This window comes from Roseovarius sp. M141 (assembly GCF_024355225.1).
Lineage (GTDB): Bacteria > Pseudomonadota > Alphaproteobacteria > Rhodobacterales > Rhodobacteraceae > Roseovarius.
On record NZ_VCNH01000008.1, the window covers coordinates 1,443,205 to 1,458,654 of the forward strand.

At 64.5% G+C, this 15,450-nt stretch carries 15 protein-coding genes; 8 read left to right on the forward strand and 7 right to left on the reverse strand.

Going from position 1 to position 15,450, the window contains the following annotated elements; all coding sequences use genetic code 11:
• The first annotated feature begins 50 nt into the window (after positions 1 to 50).
• Positions 51 to 1,466, forward strand: a complete 1,416-nt coding sequence (locus FGD77_RS11075; protein ID WP_255009550.1) for an FAD-binding oxidoreductase — start codon at positions 51 to 53, stop codon at positions 1,464 to 1,466.
• 65 nt (positions 1,467 to 1,531) lie between these two features.
• On the opposite strand, the gene FGD77_RS11080 is transcribed toward FGD77_RS11075, so the two are convergent.
• The gene (locus tag FGD77_RS11080; protein ID WP_255009551.1) at positions 1,532 to 2,554 is read right to left on the reverse strand and encodes an extracellular solute-binding protein; all 1,023 of its coding nucleotides are present in this window, start codon (positions 2,552 to 2,554) and stop codon (positions 1,532 to 1,534) included.
• 199 nt (positions 2,555 to 2,753) lie between these two features.
• On the opposite strand from FGD77_RS11080, the gene FGD77_RS11085 reads away from it, so the two are divergent.
• On the forward strand, positions 2,754 to 4,667 hold the full coding sequence (locus FGD77_RS11085) for an acyl-CoA synthetase (protein WP_255009552.1): 1,914 nt from the start codon (positions 2,754 to 2,756) through the stop codon (positions 4,665 to 4,667).
• On the forward strand, positions 4,664 to 5,017 hold the full coding sequence (locus FGD77_RS11090) for a cupin domain-containing protein (protein ID WP_255009554.1): 354 nt from the start codon (positions 4,664 to 4,666) through the stop codon (positions 5,015 to 5,017). The genes FGD77_RS11085 and FGD77_RS11090 overlap by 4 nt, the downstream gene beginning before the upstream one ends.
• A gap of 15 nt (positions 5,018 to 5,032) precedes the next feature.
• Here the strand turns inward: FGD77_RS11090 and hemC are convergent, their stop codons facing one another.
• Positions 5,033 to 5,977 carry a hydroxymethylbilane synthase gene (gene hemC / locus FGD77_RS11095; protein ID WP_255009556.1) on the reverse strand — a complete coding sequence of 315 codons (945 nt, stop codon included), beginning with the start codon at positions 5,975 to 5,977 and terminating at the stop codon, positions 5,033 to 5,035.
• A 99-nt stretch (positions 5,978 to 6,076) separates the two neighbouring features.
• On the opposite strand from hemC, the gene hemE reads away from it, so the two are divergent.
• Both hemE and FGD77_RS11105 read left to right on the forward strand, forming a co-directional pair.
• Positions 6,077 to 7,120 carry a uroporphyrinogen decarboxylase gene (gene hemE / locus FGD77_RS11100; protein ID WP_255009558.1) on the forward strand — a complete coding sequence of 348 codons (1,044 nt, stop codon included), beginning with the start codon at positions 6,077 to 6,079 and terminating at the stop codon, positions 7,118 to 7,120.
• Positions 7,121 to 7,127: 7 nt separating this feature from the next.
• Positions 7,128 to 8,312, forward strand: coding sequence for a TIGR03862 family flavoprotein (locus FGD77_RS11105; protein WP_255009560.1), 1,185 nt, complete (start codon positions 7,128 to 7,130; stop codon positions 8,310 to 8,312).
• Positions 8,313 to 8,355: 43 nt separating this feature from the next.
• Here FGD77_RS11105 and FGD77_RS11110 read toward each other — a convergent pair whose 3' ends face one another.
• Complete coding sequence (locus tag FGD77_RS11110) at positions 8,356 to 9,024, reverse strand: SDR family NAD(P)-dependent oxidoreductase (RefSeq protein ID WP_255009562.1); 669 nt, start codon at positions 9,022 to 9,024, stop codon at positions 8,356 to 8,358.
• 329 nt (positions 9,025 to 9,353) lie between these two features.
• Between FGD77_RS11110 and FGD77_RS11115 the strand changes: the two genes are divergently transcribed.
• Positions 9,354 to 10,919: a 2-isopropylmalate synthase gene (locus FGD77_RS11115; protein ID WP_255009564.1), complete on the forward strand. Its 1,566-nt coding sequence runs from the start codon at positions 9,354 to 9,356 to the stop codon at positions 10,917 to 10,919.
• A 98-nt stretch (positions 10,920 to 11,017) separates the two neighbouring features.
• Here the strand turns inward: FGD77_RS11115 and FGD77_RS11120 are convergent, their stop codons facing one another.
• The 3 genes from FGD77_RS11120 to FGD77_RS11130 form a co-directional block, all read right to left on the reverse strand.
• Positions 11,018 to 11,644: a LysE family translocator gene (locus FGD77_RS11120; RefSeq protein WP_255009566.1), complete on the reverse strand. Its 627-nt coding sequence runs from the start codon at positions 11,642 to 11,644 to the stop codon at positions 11,018 to 11,020.
• Between the two features lie 23 nt (positions 11,645 to 11,667).
• Entirely contained in the window at positions 11,668 to 12,006 is a 339-nt protein-coding gene (locus FGD77_RS11125; protein ID WP_255009568.1) for a DUF2794 domain-containing protein, read from the reverse strand.
• 225 nt (positions 12,007 to 12,231) lie between these two features.
• Positions 12,232 to 12,528 carry an I78 family peptidase inhibitor gene (locus FGD77_RS11130; RefSeq protein ID WP_255009570.1) on the reverse strand — a complete coding sequence of 99 codons (297 nt, stop codon included), beginning with the start codon at positions 12,526 to 12,528 and terminating at the stop codon, positions 12,232 to 12,234.
• Positions 12,529 to 12,668: 140 nt separating this feature from the next.
• Here FGD77_RS11130 and FGD77_RS11135 point away from each other — a divergent pair, with 140 nt between their 5' ends.
• Positions 12,669 to 13,781, forward strand: a complete 1,113-nt coding sequence (locus tag FGD77_RS11135) for an S-(hydroxymethyl)glutathione dehydrogenase/class III alcohol dehydrogenase (protein ID WP_255009572.1) — start codon at positions 12,669 to 12,671, stop codon at positions 13,779 to 13,781.
• A gap of 148 nt (positions 13,782 to 13,929) precedes the next feature.
• A complete protein-coding gene (gene yghU / locus FGD77_RS11140; RefSeq protein WP_255009574.1) occupies positions 13,930 to 14,799 on the forward strand; it encodes a glutathione-dependent disulfide-bond oxidoreductase in 870 nt (289 codons plus the stop codon).
• 52 nt (positions 14,800 to 14,851) lie between these two features.
• On the opposite strand, the gene FGD77_RS11145 is transcribed toward yghU, so the two are convergent.
• A complete protein-coding gene (locus FGD77_RS11145) occupies positions 14,852 to 15,427 on the reverse strand; it encodes a hypothetical protein (RefSeq protein WP_255009576.1) in 576 nt (191 codons plus the stop codon).
• Positions 15,428 to 15,450: the final 23 nt, after the last annotated feature.

Below are 15,450 nucleotides of genomic sequence, written 5' to 3' on the forward strand. Positions count from 1 at the left end.
GCGCCGTTTTGTCCGTTCACGCGCGAACCCAACGGCGCTAAGGTCGCGCCATGACACATGATGCGCCGAATACCGTCTTTCTCAATGACCTGAAAACCGCGCTGCCCCCCGCCGCGCTGCGCGATATCGCGCCCCACTATCTGGAAGAGCCGCGCGGCCGTTGGACGGGCCACGCCTGCGCCGTCGTCGCCCCTGAATCGGTAGAGGAGGCGGCGACAGCGCTGCGCCTTGCTGCAAATGCAGGCGTGCCGGTGGTGCCTTATGGCGGTGGCACCGGGCTGGTCGGCGGGCAGGTGGCCGATGGCGGTCCCGCGCCGCTGCTGATCTCTCTGGAGCGGATGACACAGATACGTGCGATCTATCCAGATGAGAACGTGATGGTGGTCGAGGCCGGCGCGATCCTGTCGGATGTGCATGACGCTGCCCACCGCGCGGATCGGCTTTTCCCGCTCAGCATCGCGGCCAAGGGCAGTGCGCGCATCGGCGGGTTGCTGGCGACCAATGCGGGCGGCGTCAATGTGCTGCGCTACGGAAATGCGCGCGATCTGTGTCTGGGGCTTGAGGTGGTGATGCCGGACGGCAGCATCTGGAACGGGCTGAAACGGCTGCGCAAGGACAACACCGGATATGATCTGCGCAACCTACTGATCGGCTCGGAAGGGACGCTGGGCCTGATCACCGCCGCCACGCTGAAGCTGGCGCCGCGCCCGGCGGGCGAGGGGACCGCGCTGATGGTGGTGGAAAGCCCTGCCGCCGCGCTGAAGCTGCTGGCGCTGGCGCGCGACCACATGGGCGAAGGCGTCAGCGCGTTCGAGCTGATGCACCGCCAATGTCTGGATTTTCTGGCCGAGACGATGCCGCAGGTGCGGCTGCCTTTTGCGGACCGTCCTGAATGGTTTGTGCTGATCGATGTCGGCCTTGCCCGCGGGCTGGACCCGGCGACCGCGCTGGAGGCGTTGTTTGGTGACGCCGTTGAAGCAGGGTTGGTCAACGACGGCTTGATCGCGCAGTCAGAGGGGCAGCGCACCGAGTTCTGGAATGTGCGCGAATCGGTGCCGGAGGCGAACCGGCATATTGGCGCCGTCAGCTCGCATGACGTGTCGTTGCCACTGGGCGCAGTGGCCGAGTTCATCGGAAAAGGTGCCGAGGTGATCGGTGCGATGGATGATTTCCGGATCAATTGTTTCGGGCATCTGGGCGATGGCAACCTGCATTACAATGTTTTCCCCGTACCCGGCCGCACGCGGTCCGATCACGAGGACCAGCGCGACGCGATCAAGCGGGCGGTGCACGATCTGGTGCACGCGATGGGCGGCTCGATCAGTGCCGAGCATGGGATAGGGCGGCTGAAAGTCGGTGATCTGGAACGCTATGGCGACCCGGCCAAGCTGGCGGCGATGCGGGCGATCAAGGCGGCGCTGGACCCGAAGGGCATCATGAATCCCGGAGCTGTCTTGAGGGGCTGAGCGCAGCGCCCAGGAAAAAGCAGGCCCGAAGGCCTGCTTGTGAACTCTACCGATGCAAGCTGGGCTTACTGCCAGTTGACCGCGTTGAAGATCTCTTGCGCCTCTTTGGCATTGGCCGAGAAGGCAGCGGTCGGCGTTGCTGTGTCAGGTATGAAGAAGCCCAGCCGTGCTGTATCTTCGTCCAGGCCGACACCCGGCACGGCGGGATATTCGTTGTTCTGGTTGGCGAAGTGCTGCTGTGCATACTCGCCTGTCAGGAAATCCAGCAGCGCCTGCGCCTCTTCGGGATGCGGGGCCGATTTGGCCATCGCGGCGGCAGTCAGATTCAGGTGCGCGCCGCGTCCGCTTTGGTTGGGCCAGACCCAGCCGATGCCGTCGATGTCCTTGCTAAGGCCTTCAACGTCCGAATCATAACCGCGCAGGAAATAATAATGGTTGGCGACGGCGATATCGCATTCGCCCGACACGATGCCGCGCAGCTGGTCGGTGTCGCCGCCCTGCGGCGCGCGCGCCATGTTGTCGACGACGCCCTGCGCCCATGTCTTGGCGGCCCCGGGGCCATCTGCCTCGATGATGGAGGCCAGCAGCGACTGGTTATAGACGTTGGAGGAGGACCGGATGCAGATCTGACCCTTGTATTCGGGATCTGCCAGCGCCTCGTAGGTGCGCGGCGGGTTATCGACGCGGTCCTTGGCGTAGAAGATGATGCGCGCGCGCTGGCTGACGCCGAACCACAGATCGTCCGGGTGGCGCAGGTGCACCGGCACGGCGTCATCGATCACGTCGCCCTTGTAGGGCTGAAGCACGCCGGCCTCTTCGGCACGGGCCATACGGCCGGCATCGACGGTGATGAACACGTCCGCCGGGCTGTTTTCGCCCTCGGCTTCCAGCCGGGCGATCAATTCGTCGGCCTTGCCCTCGATGCGGTTGACGGTGATGCCGGTGTCCTTGGTGAACGCCTCATAGAGGGCATCGTCGCTGTCATAATGGCGCGAGGAATAGACGTTTACCTCGGCGGCCATGGCCGCGCTTGAGAGGGCGATCAGGCTGGTCGCTGCGACGAGGCGTGCGGTGAGGGTGCGTAGCATAAAGGGATCCTAACAGTATCCGACAAAATCTATTAGGTATGTCTCCCTTTTCTGATAAAACTAGTCAAGCAACTTTTCTCATGATCCCGCGCGCGCCCTGCTTTACCTTGCGTCGCTTGCCGATCACGCTCATTCTGTGCGGCGAAAGGCCACGCTGCGCCCGGCGTGGGCAAGGGTGGACGAGGCAGAGGACGATCCCATGACATTTGCGGTACGGCAGGATGTGCTGGACATTCAGAACGAAATGCCGTGGCAGGCGCGCGAGCGTCCCGAAACGGTCTATGCCATGCTGCGCGCCACCGCCCGCGCGCATCCAACGCGGCCGGCGATCAGCTATCAGCTGACCTCCGGCGCACGCGACCCGGCACAGACCCTGACATGGGAACAGTTTCACGCCGATGTGTGCCGGGCGGCAAACCTCTTTCGCAGCCTGCGGATTAGCGAGCAGGACGCGGTTGCGCTGGTGCTGCCCAATTGCCTGGAGACGGCCAGCGTCACGCTGGGCGCGATGATCGCGGGCATCGTCGCCCCGATCAATCCGCTGCTGGAGCCCGAACAGATCGCCGCCTTGTTGCGCGAGACGGGCGCGCGGGTTGTCGTCACATTGAAGGCCTTCCCCAAGACCGACATCGCCGCCAAGACGGCCGAAGCCGTGCGCCACGCGCCAAAAGTGCGCACCGTGCTGGAGATCGATCTGAACCGCTACCTGCGCCCGCCCAAAAGCTGGATCGTGCCGTTCCTGCGCCCCAAGGATACCGGCGTTCACCGCGCCGACGTGCTGTGCTACCGGCGCGAGGTGGCCCGCCAGCCCGATACGCTGACATTCGACGACGGCGGGCGCGACCGCGTCGCCGCCTATTTCCATACCGGCGGCACCACCGGCATGCCCAAAATGGCGCAACACCGCTATGCGGGCATGGTCTATAACGGCTGGCTGGGCGACCGTCTGCTGTTCGATGAGACCGACGTGCTGATGTGTCCGCTGCCGCTGTTTCACGTTTTCGCCTGCCATGTGGTGCTGATGTCTGCGCTGAAATCCGGCGCGCATGTCATCCTGCCGACGCCTGCGGGCTATCGCGGCGACGGTGTCATCGCCAATTTCTGGAAGCTGTGCGAACGCTGGGGCGTGACCTTTGTCATCACCGTACCCACCGCGGTTGCTGCGCTGATGCAGCGCAAGGTCGATGCCGATATCAGCCGCGTGAAAAATGCCTTTTCCGGCAGCGCCCCAATGCCGCTGGAACTGTTCAAGCGGTTCGAATCCGCCACCGGCATGTCCGTGATCGAGGGATACGGCCTGACCGAAGCCACCTGTCTGGTGTCCTGCAACCCGCCTGCGGGCGCCAAGAAGGTCGGCTCGGTCGGGGTTCCGCTGCCGTATACGGATGTGAAAATCCTGCGCAGCACCGAGGATGGCCCGGCCGAATGCGCCCCCGACGAGGTGGGCGAGATCTGCATCAGCAATCCCGGCGTCTACCTCGGCAACACCTATACCGACCCCGCGCGCAACCGCGATCTGTTCTACGGCGATCACCTGCGCACCGGCGATCTGGGCCGGATCGACCCGGACGGCTATCTGTGGATCACGGGCCGCGCCAAGGATCTGATCATTCGCGGCGGCCACAATATCGACCCCGCCGATATCGAAGAGGCGCTGATGGCGCACCCTGCCGTCGCCGTTGCCGGTGCCATCGGCCAGCCCGATGCCCATGCGGGCGAGCTGCCTTGCGCCTATGTCGAATTGGTCGCGGGGGCTGAGGTCACGGCAGATGCGCTGCTGGAGCACTGCCGCCAGCGCGTGCGCGAGCGCGCCGCCGTGCCGAAATATATCGAGGTGCTGGACGAGTTGCCCAAAACCGCCGTCGGCAAGGTGTTCAAACCCGATCTGCGCAAGCGCGCCATCGCCCGAATCTATGACGCCGCGCTTGAAGCGGCGGGCGTGGACGCGCGCGTGTCCAAGGTGGTGGACGATAAGAAACGCGGCCTCGTTGCGCTGATCGATCCCCGGGGCAAGGTCGGGGATGACCGCGTCGCCACTGCGCTGGGCCAGTTTACCCGCCCTTGGGACTGGGCGGAGGATGCGAATATGACGCCAAAGGACCAGGATACATGAGCTATCCGGATTTCCGCATGGACCCGAACCCGGTGATGGCGCCGTCAGCCCTGACCGGCAGGGATGCCTTCACCACCGCCGCCACAGGCGAGGGTAATCACGCACACTTTGAGAGGGATGACGAAGGCATTTCCGTCGGCACATGGGACTGCGACCCCTGCCGCGAGGTGGTCGACTCGTGGCCGGTGCATGAGATGATGACGGTCGCCGCAGGCGCGGTGACGCTGACCCACAAGGACGGGCGCAGCGAAAGCTTTGGCCCCGGCGACACATTTTACATCGCCAAGGGCCAGTATGTGGTGTGGGAGATCACCGAAAAGCTGCGCAAGATGTACATGATCGTCGTCTGAAGGCGGGACGCCCTGCTACCGCCAGTCGAAGAACCCCGGCCCGGCCTCTTGCAGCATGTCGCGCGCCATGGCGCGGCCCAGGTTCGCACCGTCCGCGATGGGCGCGCTGCGCGCATCCTTGATGGTGTGCGACCCATCTGGCCGCAGCACCTCGCCGCGCAGATGCAGCGTGGTGCCGTCCAGTTCGGCCAGCCCCGCAATCGGCGTCTCGCACGACCCATCGAGTGCAGCCAGAAATGCCCGCTCGGCCGCCAGCCTTTGGCCTGTCTCGGCGTGATGGATCGCGCTCAGCATTTCGGCGGCGCGGCTGTCACCCTCGCGCCGCTCGATCCCGATGGCGCCCTGCGCGATGGCGGGCAGCATTTCGGACGGGTCCAGCGCGCTTTGTGCCACATCGGCGCGGTCCAGCCGGTTCAACCCCGCCATGGCGAGGAAGGTGCATGCGGCGACGCCATCGTCCAGCTTTTTCAACCGTGTCTGCACGTTGCCGCGAAATTCGACCACCTCCAGATGCGGATAGGCGACCAGAACCTGCGCCCGACGGCGCAAGGAGGAGGTGCCGACCTTCGCCCCCTCGGGCAGGTCCGCCAGCTGCGCATAATGGGGCGACACGAACCCGTCGCGCACATCCTCGCGCGGCAGGTAGGTGTCCAGCAGCAGACCGGCGGGCTGGAGCGTCGGCATGTCCTTCATCGAATGAACGGCGATGTCGATCCCGCCCGACAGCAGCGCGTCCTCGATCTCGCGGGTGAACAGGCCCTTGCCGCCGATCTCCTTCAGGGGGCGGTCGATGATCCGGTCGCCGGTGGTCTTGATCACGACGATCTGGAACGCCTCAAAGGGCAGGTCGAACGCAGCAGCAAGGCGCGCGCGCGTCTCGTTCGCCTGGGCAAGGGCCAGGGGCGATCCGCGCGTGCCCAGTTTCAACGGGGCCATGGGGGTGGGCAATTGCAATGTCATGCCGGTGGTTTAGTTGTGACGAGGCGGCAGGGCAAGAGAGCCCGCGCTTGACTTCCTGCGCGGCGGGCGCGACCACCGCTGCAAACGAAAGGACGCATCATGGCCACTCAGACATCCGACAAGACAATCCTGCGCGCTCTGGCGGGCGAGGCATTGCCGACGCCCCCTATCTGGATGATGCGTCAGGCCGGCCGCTACCTGCCGGAATACAAGGCGACGCGGGCCAAGGCCGGCGATTTCCTGTCGCTGTGCTACAATCCCGAGCTGGCGACCGAGGTCACGCTTCAACCCATCCGCCGCTTTGGTTTCGATGCCGCGATCCTCTTTGCCGACATCCTTCTGGTGCCGCAGGCGCTGGGCGCGGATCTATGGTTCGTTACGGGGGAGGGGCCGCGCCTGTCCACCATCAGCGGCGAAGCGGATTTTGCCAAACTGCGCGGCGTCGAGGATATTCACGAGACGCTGTCCCCGATCTATCAGACCGTGCGCAACCTGCGGCAGGAACTGCCCAAGGAAACCACGCTGATCGGTTTTGCCGGGTCACCATGGACGGTCGCCACCTACATGATCGCCGGGCGCGGCACGCCGGATCAAGGCCCGGCGCACGCGCTGAAAGGCACGCACCCTGCCGTTTTCGACGCGCTGATCGCGCGACTGACCGAGGCGACGATCGAATATCTGTCCGCTCAGATCGAGGCGGGCGCCGAAGTGATCAAGCTGTTCGACAGCTGGGCCGGGTCGCTGCAAGGCCCGGATTTCCAGCGCTACGCGCTGGAGCCAACACGGCAGATCATCGCCGCGCTGAAAAAGCGGCACCCGGATACGCCCATCATCGCGTTTCCCCGTCAGGCGGGGGACAATTACATCGGTTTCGCCAAGGCGACCGGCGCTGATTGCGTTGCCGTGGACAATTCCGTCACCGCCGAGTGGGTTGCGCAGCATGTCCAGCCCGATGGTTGCGTGCAGGGCAATCTGGCGTCGCCTCACATGGTGACGGGCGGCGAGGCGCTGGTGACCGAAACACGCCGTATCGTGCGCGCGCTGCGCGGCGGCCCGCACATCTTTAACCTTGGGCACGGCATCACGCCTGACGCGGACCCGGACAACGTGCAATTGATGATCGACACTGTTCGCAGCGCGTAGGCGCGGCATGGAAAACCTTCTAAGCGAACATGACCAAGGCGCATTGGTGATCGGCGCCGGCCCCGCAGGGTTGATGGCTGCCGAAGCACTGGCCATGGCGGGCCACGCCGTGACTGTTGCCGAAGCCAAACCGTCGCCAGCGCGCAAGTTCCTGATGGCGGGAAAATCCGGGCTGAACCTGACCAAGGCAGAGGGGATGGATGCCTTTCTGGCGGCCTATGGCGCGGGGGCGGAACCGCTATTTCCGATCCTGCGGGCCTTTGGGCCCGAGGTGGTGCAAGGCTGGGCGACCGGGCTGGGCCAGCCGCTGTTTACCGGGTCGACGGGCCGCGTCTTTCCGGTGGCAATGAAAGCCTCGCCGTTGCTGCGCGCCTGGCTGGCGCGGCTGGAGGGTCTGGGCGTGCGCATCGAGCGGCGCTGGCGCTGGCAGGGTTGGGAGGATGGCAGCGTTTTGATGGATACGCCGCAGGGCCTGCGCCGCCTTGCGCCGCGCGCCACCGTGCTGGCCTGCGGGGGCGCATCATGGGCGCGGCTGGGGTCCGATGGCGCGTGGGCGGCGCATCTGCCGGGGCGGGTGGCGCCGTTCCAGCCTGCGAATGTCGGTTTCGCGGTGGACTGGTCGCCGCATATGCAGCGGCACTTGGGCGCACCAGTCAAGGGGATCGCGCTGCGCGCCGGGGAACAGACCTCGCGCGGGGAAATTGTGATTTCGCGCGCCGGGATCGAGGGGGGCGGCATCTACGAGGTGTCGCGCGCCATGCGTCAGGGCGCGCCGCTGCTGCTGGACCTGATGCCGGATCTGACGCTGGAGGCCGTTGCCGCGCGGCTGACCCGGCCGCGCGGCAAGGCAAGTCTGGCGAACCACCTGCGCAAATCGCTGAAATGGGCGCCGGAAAAACAGGCCCTGCTGATGGAATTCGCGCGCCCCCTGCCGGATGATCTGGCGCCGCTGATCAAGGCGCTGCCCATATCGCATCAAGGCCCGTTGCCGATGGATCAGGCGATCTCGACCGCAGGCGGTCTGCGCCTTGATGCGTTGGATGCGCAGCTGATGCTGACGGACCGCCCCGGCACGTTCGCCGCCGGTGAAATGCTGGATTGGGAGGCCCCGACCGGCGGCTACCTGATCACCGCCTGCCTTGCCACCGGCCTGCATGCCGGGCGGGCGGCCGCCGACTGGCTGGCGCGCTGAAGCGTGGCTCAGTTGGTCGCCAGAACCCGCGCCCGGCGCGGTGTCACCACTCCACGCGCTTCCCCTGCCAGTCGAAGAACTGGCCGCTGTCATTGGGTTTCAGCCCATCCAGCACCGACAAAAGGTTTTGCGCAGCTTCATCAGGTGCCACCGTCGGGTGGTTACCTGCAAATTTCGCAGTCAAATCGGTTGCGACGGTGCCGGGATGCAGTGCCACGCAGATCGCCTCGCGGTGGGTGCGCTTCAGCTCGATCGCGGCGGAATGGATCATCTGGTTCAGCGCGGCCTTGGCGGTGCGGTAGGAATACCAGCCGCCCGCCCTGTTATCGCCGATGGATCCGACCCGCGCGGACAGGGCTGCAAAACAGCTGGGGCCTTTGCGCGGCAGGCGGCGCAGCGCGTGTTTCATCACCAGTGAGGGACCGATGCAATTGATGGCGAACTGGTTTGCCATGGCCTGTGCGCCCAGATCCCTCAGCGCCTTCTCGGGACCGGTGCCGTTCAGCTCAAGCGTGCCGGTGGCGACGAAAATCAGCTGAAACTCGCCCTCCAGCCGGTCCAGCGCATTTTTGACGCTGGCCTCGTTGGTGATGTCCAGACCATCTACGCTGCGCGAAAGCGCCGTCACCTCGCTGCCGTCTTGCTGTAGTTTCGCGGCTATCGCACTGCCGATACCGCCCGAGGCGCCGATGATGAGGGATCTATGTGTCATGTGGCAAAGGGTAGGGGGCGCAGCCGCCGCTTCAACGCCTAGCGGATAAAAAAGCGGCTTTTCATCGCGGCGCACTTTGCGTAACGTGGCGCGCATGACAATGACGCAGCATATCGCCTTTGACGTACACGGCCCGGCCCGTGCGCTGCGTGCTGCCCTCCTGCTGCTAAGCCGCCTCTGAGCGTGCCGGTCCGGCGCGAACGCTCAGGGGATGTGCCATCGCGCGCCGGATAATACACCGGAACCAGCATCAGGACGACGCCATGACATTGGATATCAAGCCTTCGCATGGCCGCGATCCAGCAATACTTTCAGACGGATAAGTGACAATGACCGACACTAGCAAAGACCGCGTCTATATCTTTGACACCACGCTGCGCGACGGCGAACAGTCGCCGGGCGCCACCATGACCCACGCCGAAAAGCTGGAGATTGCGCAGCTGCTGGACGAAATGGGTGTCGATATCATCGAGGCGGGATTTCCCATCGCCTCCGAGGGCGATTTTCGCGCCGTGACCGAGATCTCCAAGCGGTCCAAGGATGCGGTGATCTGCGGGCTGGCCCGCGCGAATCTGCGCGACATCGACCGCTGCTGGGAGGCCGTGAAACATGCGCGCCAGCCGCGTATCCACACCTTTATCGGCACATCCCCGCTGCACCGCGCCATTCCCAACCTGACGCAGGACGAGATGGCCGAGCGTATTCACCAGACGGTCAGCCACGCCCGCAACCTGTGCGATAACGTGCAGTGGTCGCCAATGGATGCCACGCGCACCGAATGGGATTATCTGGCGCGCACGGTCGAGATTGCCATCAAGGCCGGCGCGACCACCGTCAACATCCCCGACACCGTGGGCTACACCGCGCCGGTGGAATCCGCCGACCTCATCCGCCGCCTGATCAATGAAGTGCCAGGCGCGGACGAGATCATCTTTGCCACGCATTGTCATAACGATCTGGGCATGGCGACGGCCAACTCCCTCGCTGCGGTGGATGGCGGGGCGCGCCAGATCGAATGCACGATCAATGGTCTGGGCGAGCGTGCAGGCAACACCGCGCTGGAAGAGGTGGTGATGGCGATGAAGGTGCGCGGCGACATCATGCCCTACGGCACCCGTATCGACACGACCAAGATCATGAACCTGTCGCGCCGCGTTGCCACGGTTAGCGGCTTTGCCGTGCAGTTCAACAAGGCGATCGTGGGCAAGAATGCCTTTGCCCACGAATCGGGCATCCATCAGGACGGCATGCTGAAGAACGCCGAAACGTTCGAGATCATGCGCCCCGAGGATGTGGGCCTGACCGAGACGAATCTGGTGATGGGCAAACATTCGGGCCGTGCCGCGCTGCGCTCCAAGCTCAAGGAACTGGGTTATGAATTGGCCGACAACCAGCTGAACGATGTGTTCGTGCGGTTCAAGGAACTGGCCGACCGCAAGAAGGAGATCTATGACGAAGACCTCATCGCGCTGGCCAGCACGGACGCCGCCGAGGATGAAAATCGTATCATCGTCAAATCGCTGCGCGTGGTTTGCGGCACCGAAGGTCCGCAGACAGCGGCCCTGACGCTGGAGATCGACGGCACGGCGCACAGCACCGAGGCGACAGGCGATGGTCCGGTCGATGCGTGTTTCAACGCGGTGAAGAACCTCTTTCCGCACGACGCGCGGTTGCAGCTTTATCAGGTGCATGCCGTGACCGAAGGCACGGACGCGCAGGCCACCGTCACCGTGAAGATGGAAGAGGGTGGGCGCATCGTGACCGGCCAGTCGGCGGATACCGACACGGTCGTTGCGTCGGCCAAGGCCTATGTTCACGCCCTCAGCCGCCTGATCGTGCGGCGCGAGAGGTCGGGCAAGGATACGCCCGAAGTCAGCTACAAGGACGTCGTCTAGACGGCGTGGCCTGCGCGGCACTGATTGCCCGCGCAGGCCTATTGGCAGATCTACTGAGATTTTTCGCGAAAAATCGCGCGCGCAGCGGTCGGTGTGCCTTAACTCTGCGGGCGCATGTCCTTCATCGCCAGCAGCGCGGCCCCGGCCATCATCAGCCCACCGCAAATCTTGTTCATCAGCCCGAAACGCGATCCGCGCAGCGCGCCTGCCGCGCGGGTGCCCAGCCAGCCCCAGAGGATCAGGATCGCGCCGTCGACCATGATGTAGGTTACGCCGAGGATGGCCAGTTGCGGCAGGACCGGCGCGGCGGGGGTGATGAATTGCGGGAATAGCGCGCCAAAGAAAACCACGGCATAGGGGTTTGCCATCGAGGTGAAAAACCCTTGTCGAAACAGGCGCGCGGCGCCGTTCGCCGTGGGTTGCGCGCGCTCTGTATCGGGCTTGGACAGGATCAGTTGCAGGCCGATCCACGCCAGATAGGCGACGCCAAGCCATTTGATCAGTGCAAAACCCGTGGCCGAGGTGGCGATGATCGCGGCCAGCCCGAACGCGGCGGCGGTCATCTGGATCGCGTTGGCCGTGAGGTCGCCCAGGACCGTCCAGAGGCTACGGCGCAGCCCGTGGCGAATAGCGTTCGAGATGATCAGCAGCTGGCTGGTATCGGGGGGCGTCGCGAAAAACACGCCAACGGCAGCGAGATAGAGCAGATAGGTCTCGGCGGACATGGTATTGCTCCTTCGGGGCGCCCTTAGTCGATGGCGCGGATCAGCTTGCGCTCCAGCACGCGCAGCACCTGGCGCAGGTCGGCGCCGCGCTTCAGGATCTGCCCGTTCATGGCGATCACCGCGTACTGGCCCTGCTTGCCGCGCAGCTTGGGGCGCTTCTCAATCCGGTAGAGCGGGTATTCGGCGGTGCGGCGAAACACCGAAAAGATGGCGACTTCGCGCAGGCTGGAAATGCCATAATCGCGCCATTCGCCCGCCGCCACCATGCGCCCGTATAGCGACAGGATCACGCCCAGTTCGGTGCGGTGAAACGCGACCTGAGCGGGTTGCGCAAAGCCGGGGGAGGGCGATTGAAAACTCATGCTGCCAGAGTTGCGCCGATGCGGCCTGAAATCAAGCTCTTATGCATCCGGCGATAAGAGGCAGAGAGCGGGCAGGGTGCGCTGCGGGCCCGCAGCCGGCCGGCGAACCCCGGGCAGGCGCCTGTCTGCTACGGCAAACCCAAGGCGCGCCGAAGCAGTCGGCCGGCCTGCGGCATGACGGGCCGACTCCCACCCAACTGGTGCCGCGCTGAGCGGCAAGGCGCCTCAGCCGCACCAGATGCGCGTGATCTTGCCCTTCCGGTCGGTATCGACGTTCAGCCGGTCGATCCGGTAATCCATCGTCATTGGTGTATTCGGCCCGAGGATGCGCACAGGGCGGTCCGGGGCGCTGAAATCGTATTGCGTGTGGTCCTTGCCCACTCGATCCCAATAGGCGGACGCGCCGCAGGCGTCGCGATCGGCGCGGTTCGCGGCGGGATTTTTTGCCGAACTCGGCTGGCAGGCGGCCAGCGCCAGCGCGGCGGGAACGATCAGGCAGGCGATGCGGGATAAACGTGACATTGGAAACTCCATATTTTTTACTCCTTAGAATGCCCTAAAATGCGCAGCTTTCAACCCGCATACCTTTGTCTTGTTGAAACTGCCCTGCATTTCGCCCAAAGTCTTCTGCGGCATATGACAAGAAAATAAAGGATCCTATCATGCGCACGACAGCAGCGGTGGCCCTCGAGGCCGGCAAGCCGATGGAAATCATGGAGGTCAATCTGGACGGCCCCCGCAAGGGCGAGGTTCTGGTAGAGATCAAGGCGACCGGCCTGTGCCACACAGACGCGTTCACCCTGTCGGGTGCCGATCCCGAAGGTGCGTTCCCGACCATTCTGGGCCATGAGGGCGCGGGAGTCGTGATTGAGGTGGGCGAGGGCGTGACATCGCTGGAAGTGGGCGATCACGTCATCCCACTCTATACGCCTGAATGTCGCGAATGCGAGTATTGTCTCAACCCGAAAACGAACCTGTGCCAGTCGATCCGCACGACGCAGGGCAAAGGCGTGATGCCCGACGGGACCAGCCGGTTTTCGATGCTGGATGGCACGCCGATCCTACACTACATGGGCTGCTCGACCTTTGCCAATCACACCGTCCTGCCCGAAATCGCGCTGGCCAAGGTGCGCAAGGACGCCCCCTTTGACAAGATCTGCTATATCGGCTGTGGTGTGACCACCGGCATCGGCGCGGTTATCAACACCGCCAAGGTGGAAATCGGCAGCCGCGCCATCGTCTTTGGTCTCGGCGGCATCGGCCTGAACGTCATTCAGGGCCTGCGCCTTGCGGGGGCCAACCAGATCGTCGGCGTCGATATCGACCCCGGCAAGGTGGAAATGGCCACGCGTTTCGGCATGACCGATTTCGTCAACCCCAATGAGGTCAAGGGCGATCTGGTCGGCCATCTGGTCGAGCTGACGCGCGGTGGCGGCGACTATACATTTGATGCGACCGGTAACGTGGGCGTCATGCGCACCGCGCTGGAGGCATCGCACAAGGGCTGGGGCGAAAGCGTCATCATCGGCGTGGCACCCGCAGGCGCCGAGATCGCGACGCGCCCGTTCCAGCTGGTCACGGGGCGCACATGGAAGGGCACGGCCTTTGGCGGCGCACGCGGGCGCACCGATGTGCCCAAGATCGTCGACTGGTACATGGACGGCAAGATTGAGATCGACCCGATGATCACGCATATCCTGAAGCTGGACGAGATCAACAAGGGCTTTGACATGATGCATGCGGGCGAGTCGATCCGCAGCGTCGTGGTTTACTGAGCCAGCCTGAATTTCAGGCGAAACCTGGAGCGGCCCGCTGGGGCCGCTCTTTTTCGTCCGCCTTGTGCCTGTGCCTCCTCCCCCCTTGCGCCTTGCGCTGCGCTGCATAGGTTCACCGCCAACGCACATCCGAAAAGGAGCCACCGAAATGGCCGACACAGCCTACACCCCGCCCGAGGTCTGGACATGGGACGCCGAGAATGGCGGCACGTTCGCCAGTACCAACCGCCCCATCGCAGGTGCGACCCACGACAAGGAGCTGCCCGTGGGCAAGCATCCCTTCCAGCTCTATTCGCTGGCCACCCCCAACGGCGTGAAGGTCACGGTGATGTTCGAGGAATTGCTGGCCGCAGGCCACGATGCCGAATACGATGCCTGGCTGATCGACATCGGGGAAGGGGACCAGTTCGGCAGCGGGTTTGTCGACATCAACCCCAATTCCAAGATCCCGGCGCTGCTTGACCGGTCGCGCAACACGCCCGTGCGCGTGTTCGAGTCCGGCTCGATCCTACTGCATCTTGCGGAAAAATACGGCGCCTTCCTGCCCGCGTCAGGGCCCCAGCGCACCGAAACGCTCAACTGGCTGTTTTGGCAGATGGGCAGCGCGCCCTATCTGGGCGGCGGATTCGGCCATTTCTACGCCTATGCGCCCGAAAACTACGAATACCCGATCAACCGTTTTGCGATGGAGGTCAAACGTCAGCTCGACGTGCTGGACCGGGCGCTGGCCGAGCGCACCTACATCGCGGGCGAGGACTACAGCATCGCCGACATGGCGATCTGGCCGTGGTATGGTCAGCTGGCGCTGGGCGATGCCTACGGCGATGCGGGCACGTTTCTGGATGTTGGCAGCTACAAGAACTTACAGCGCTGGGCCAAGGCGATCGCCGCGCGCCCGGCAGTTCAGCGTGGCCGCATGGTGAATCGCAAGTCCGGCGAGCCGGAAACCCAGCTGTTTGAACGCCACGCAGCGTCGGATTTCGACACCCGGACGCAGGACAAGATCGGCGGCGCATAGCCGCGCGGTGCTTCGGGATCAGGTCGGCTGACAGTCTGATCCCGGACTGCCCCTACAGACCGGCGCGCGCGCCGGAAACGCCTGTGCCGCGGGGGCGGATCGGTATATCGGTGCGCAGCTTCCAGTTGTATCTGGTGTCCTCGCTCACGTGGTCCCAGTGCAGCGTTCCACCGGTGCGCCACGGGTCCAGTACAATCCCGTTCTTCCACGAATCGCCGCGCGCAAACACAACGGCGGTCGAATGTTCCAGAAGAAACGGATTTTCGGCATTGGCCACCAGCCGGTTGAATTGCAGCGTGGCAAAGCGCGCATGCGTCATGCGCGTCTGAACGTCGCGCGCCCAGTGATAGCACAGGCCGCGCTGCTTGATCCCCAGGTTCACCTTGGCGTTATGGACCAGCGGCGGATCGGTGATCTCATATTCCCGTTTCAGATCGGCCGCGACGGAATAGGCCAGTTGTGCCGCCCGCGCGGCCTCGGCGCGGTCCACATTCGGCCCCAGCGCCAGCAGCGCCGCCTCCAGCCGCGCCACGTCGCTCGCGCCCGCAGGCCCTGTCGGTGCCCCGCCGCAGCCTGCCAACAGCGCGGTCGCGCCCGCGCCCAGAAGTATCGCCCGTCTCGTGCTCATGCCAGCCCCTGCCATCCGCCTTT

Coding starts and splice junctions, on each gene's coding strand:
- FGD77_RS11075 (WP_255009550.1), top strand. CDS start 51: ATGACACATGATGCGCCGAATACCGTCTTTCTCAATGACCTGAAAACC.
- FGD77_RS11080 (WP_255009551.1), bottom strand. CDS start 2,554: ATGCTACGCACCCTCACCGCACGCCTCGTCGCAGCGACCAGCCTGATC.
- FGD77_RS11085 (WP_255009552.1), top strand. CDS start 2,754: ATGACATTTGCGGTACGGCAGGATGTGCTGGACATTCAGAACGAAATG.
- FGD77_RS11090 (WP_255009554.1), top strand. CDS start 4,664: ATGAGCTATCCGGATTTCCGCATGGACCCGAACCCGGTGATGGCGCCG.
- hemC (WP_255009556.1), bottom strand. CDS start 5,977: ATGACATTGCAATTGCCCACCCCCATGGCCCCGTTGAAACTGGGCACG.
- hemE (WP_255009558.1), top strand. CDS start 6,077: ATGGCCACTCAGACATCCGACAAGACAATCCTGCGCGCTCTGGCGGGC.
- FGD77_RS11105 (WP_255009560.1), top strand. CDS start 7,128: ATGGAAAACCTTCTAAGCGAACATGACCAAGGCGCATTGGTGATCGGC.
- FGD77_RS11110 (WP_255009562.1), bottom strand. CDS start 9,024: ATGACACATAGATCCCTCATCATCGGCGCCTCGGGCGGTATCGGCAGT.
- FGD77_RS11115 (WP_255009564.1), top strand. CDS start 9,354: ATGACCGACACTAGCAAAGACCGCGTCTATATCTTTGACACCACGCTG.
- FGD77_RS11120 (WP_255009566.1), bottom strand. CDS start 11,644: ATGTCCGCCGAGACCTATCTGCTCTATCTCGCTGCCGTTGGCGTGTTT.
- FGD77_RS11125 (WP_255009568.1), bottom strand. CDS start 12,006: ATGAGTTTTCAATCGCCCTCCCCCGGCTTTGCGCAACCCGCTCAGGTC.
- FGD77_RS11130 (WP_255009570.1), bottom strand. CDS start 12,528: ATGTCACGTTTATCCCGCATCGCCTGCCTGATCGTTCCCGCCGCGCTG.
- FGD77_RS11135 (WP_255009572.1), top strand. CDS start 12,669: ATGCGCACGACAGCAGCGGTGGCCCTCGAGGCCGGCAAGCCGATGGAA.
- yghU (WP_255009574.1), top strand. CDS start 13,930: ATGGCCGACACAGCCTACACCCCGCCCGAGGTCTGGACATGGGACGCC.
- FGD77_RS11145 (WP_255009576.1), bottom strand. CDS start 15,427: ATGAGCACGAGACGGGCGATACTTCTGGGCGCGGGCGCGACCGCGCTG.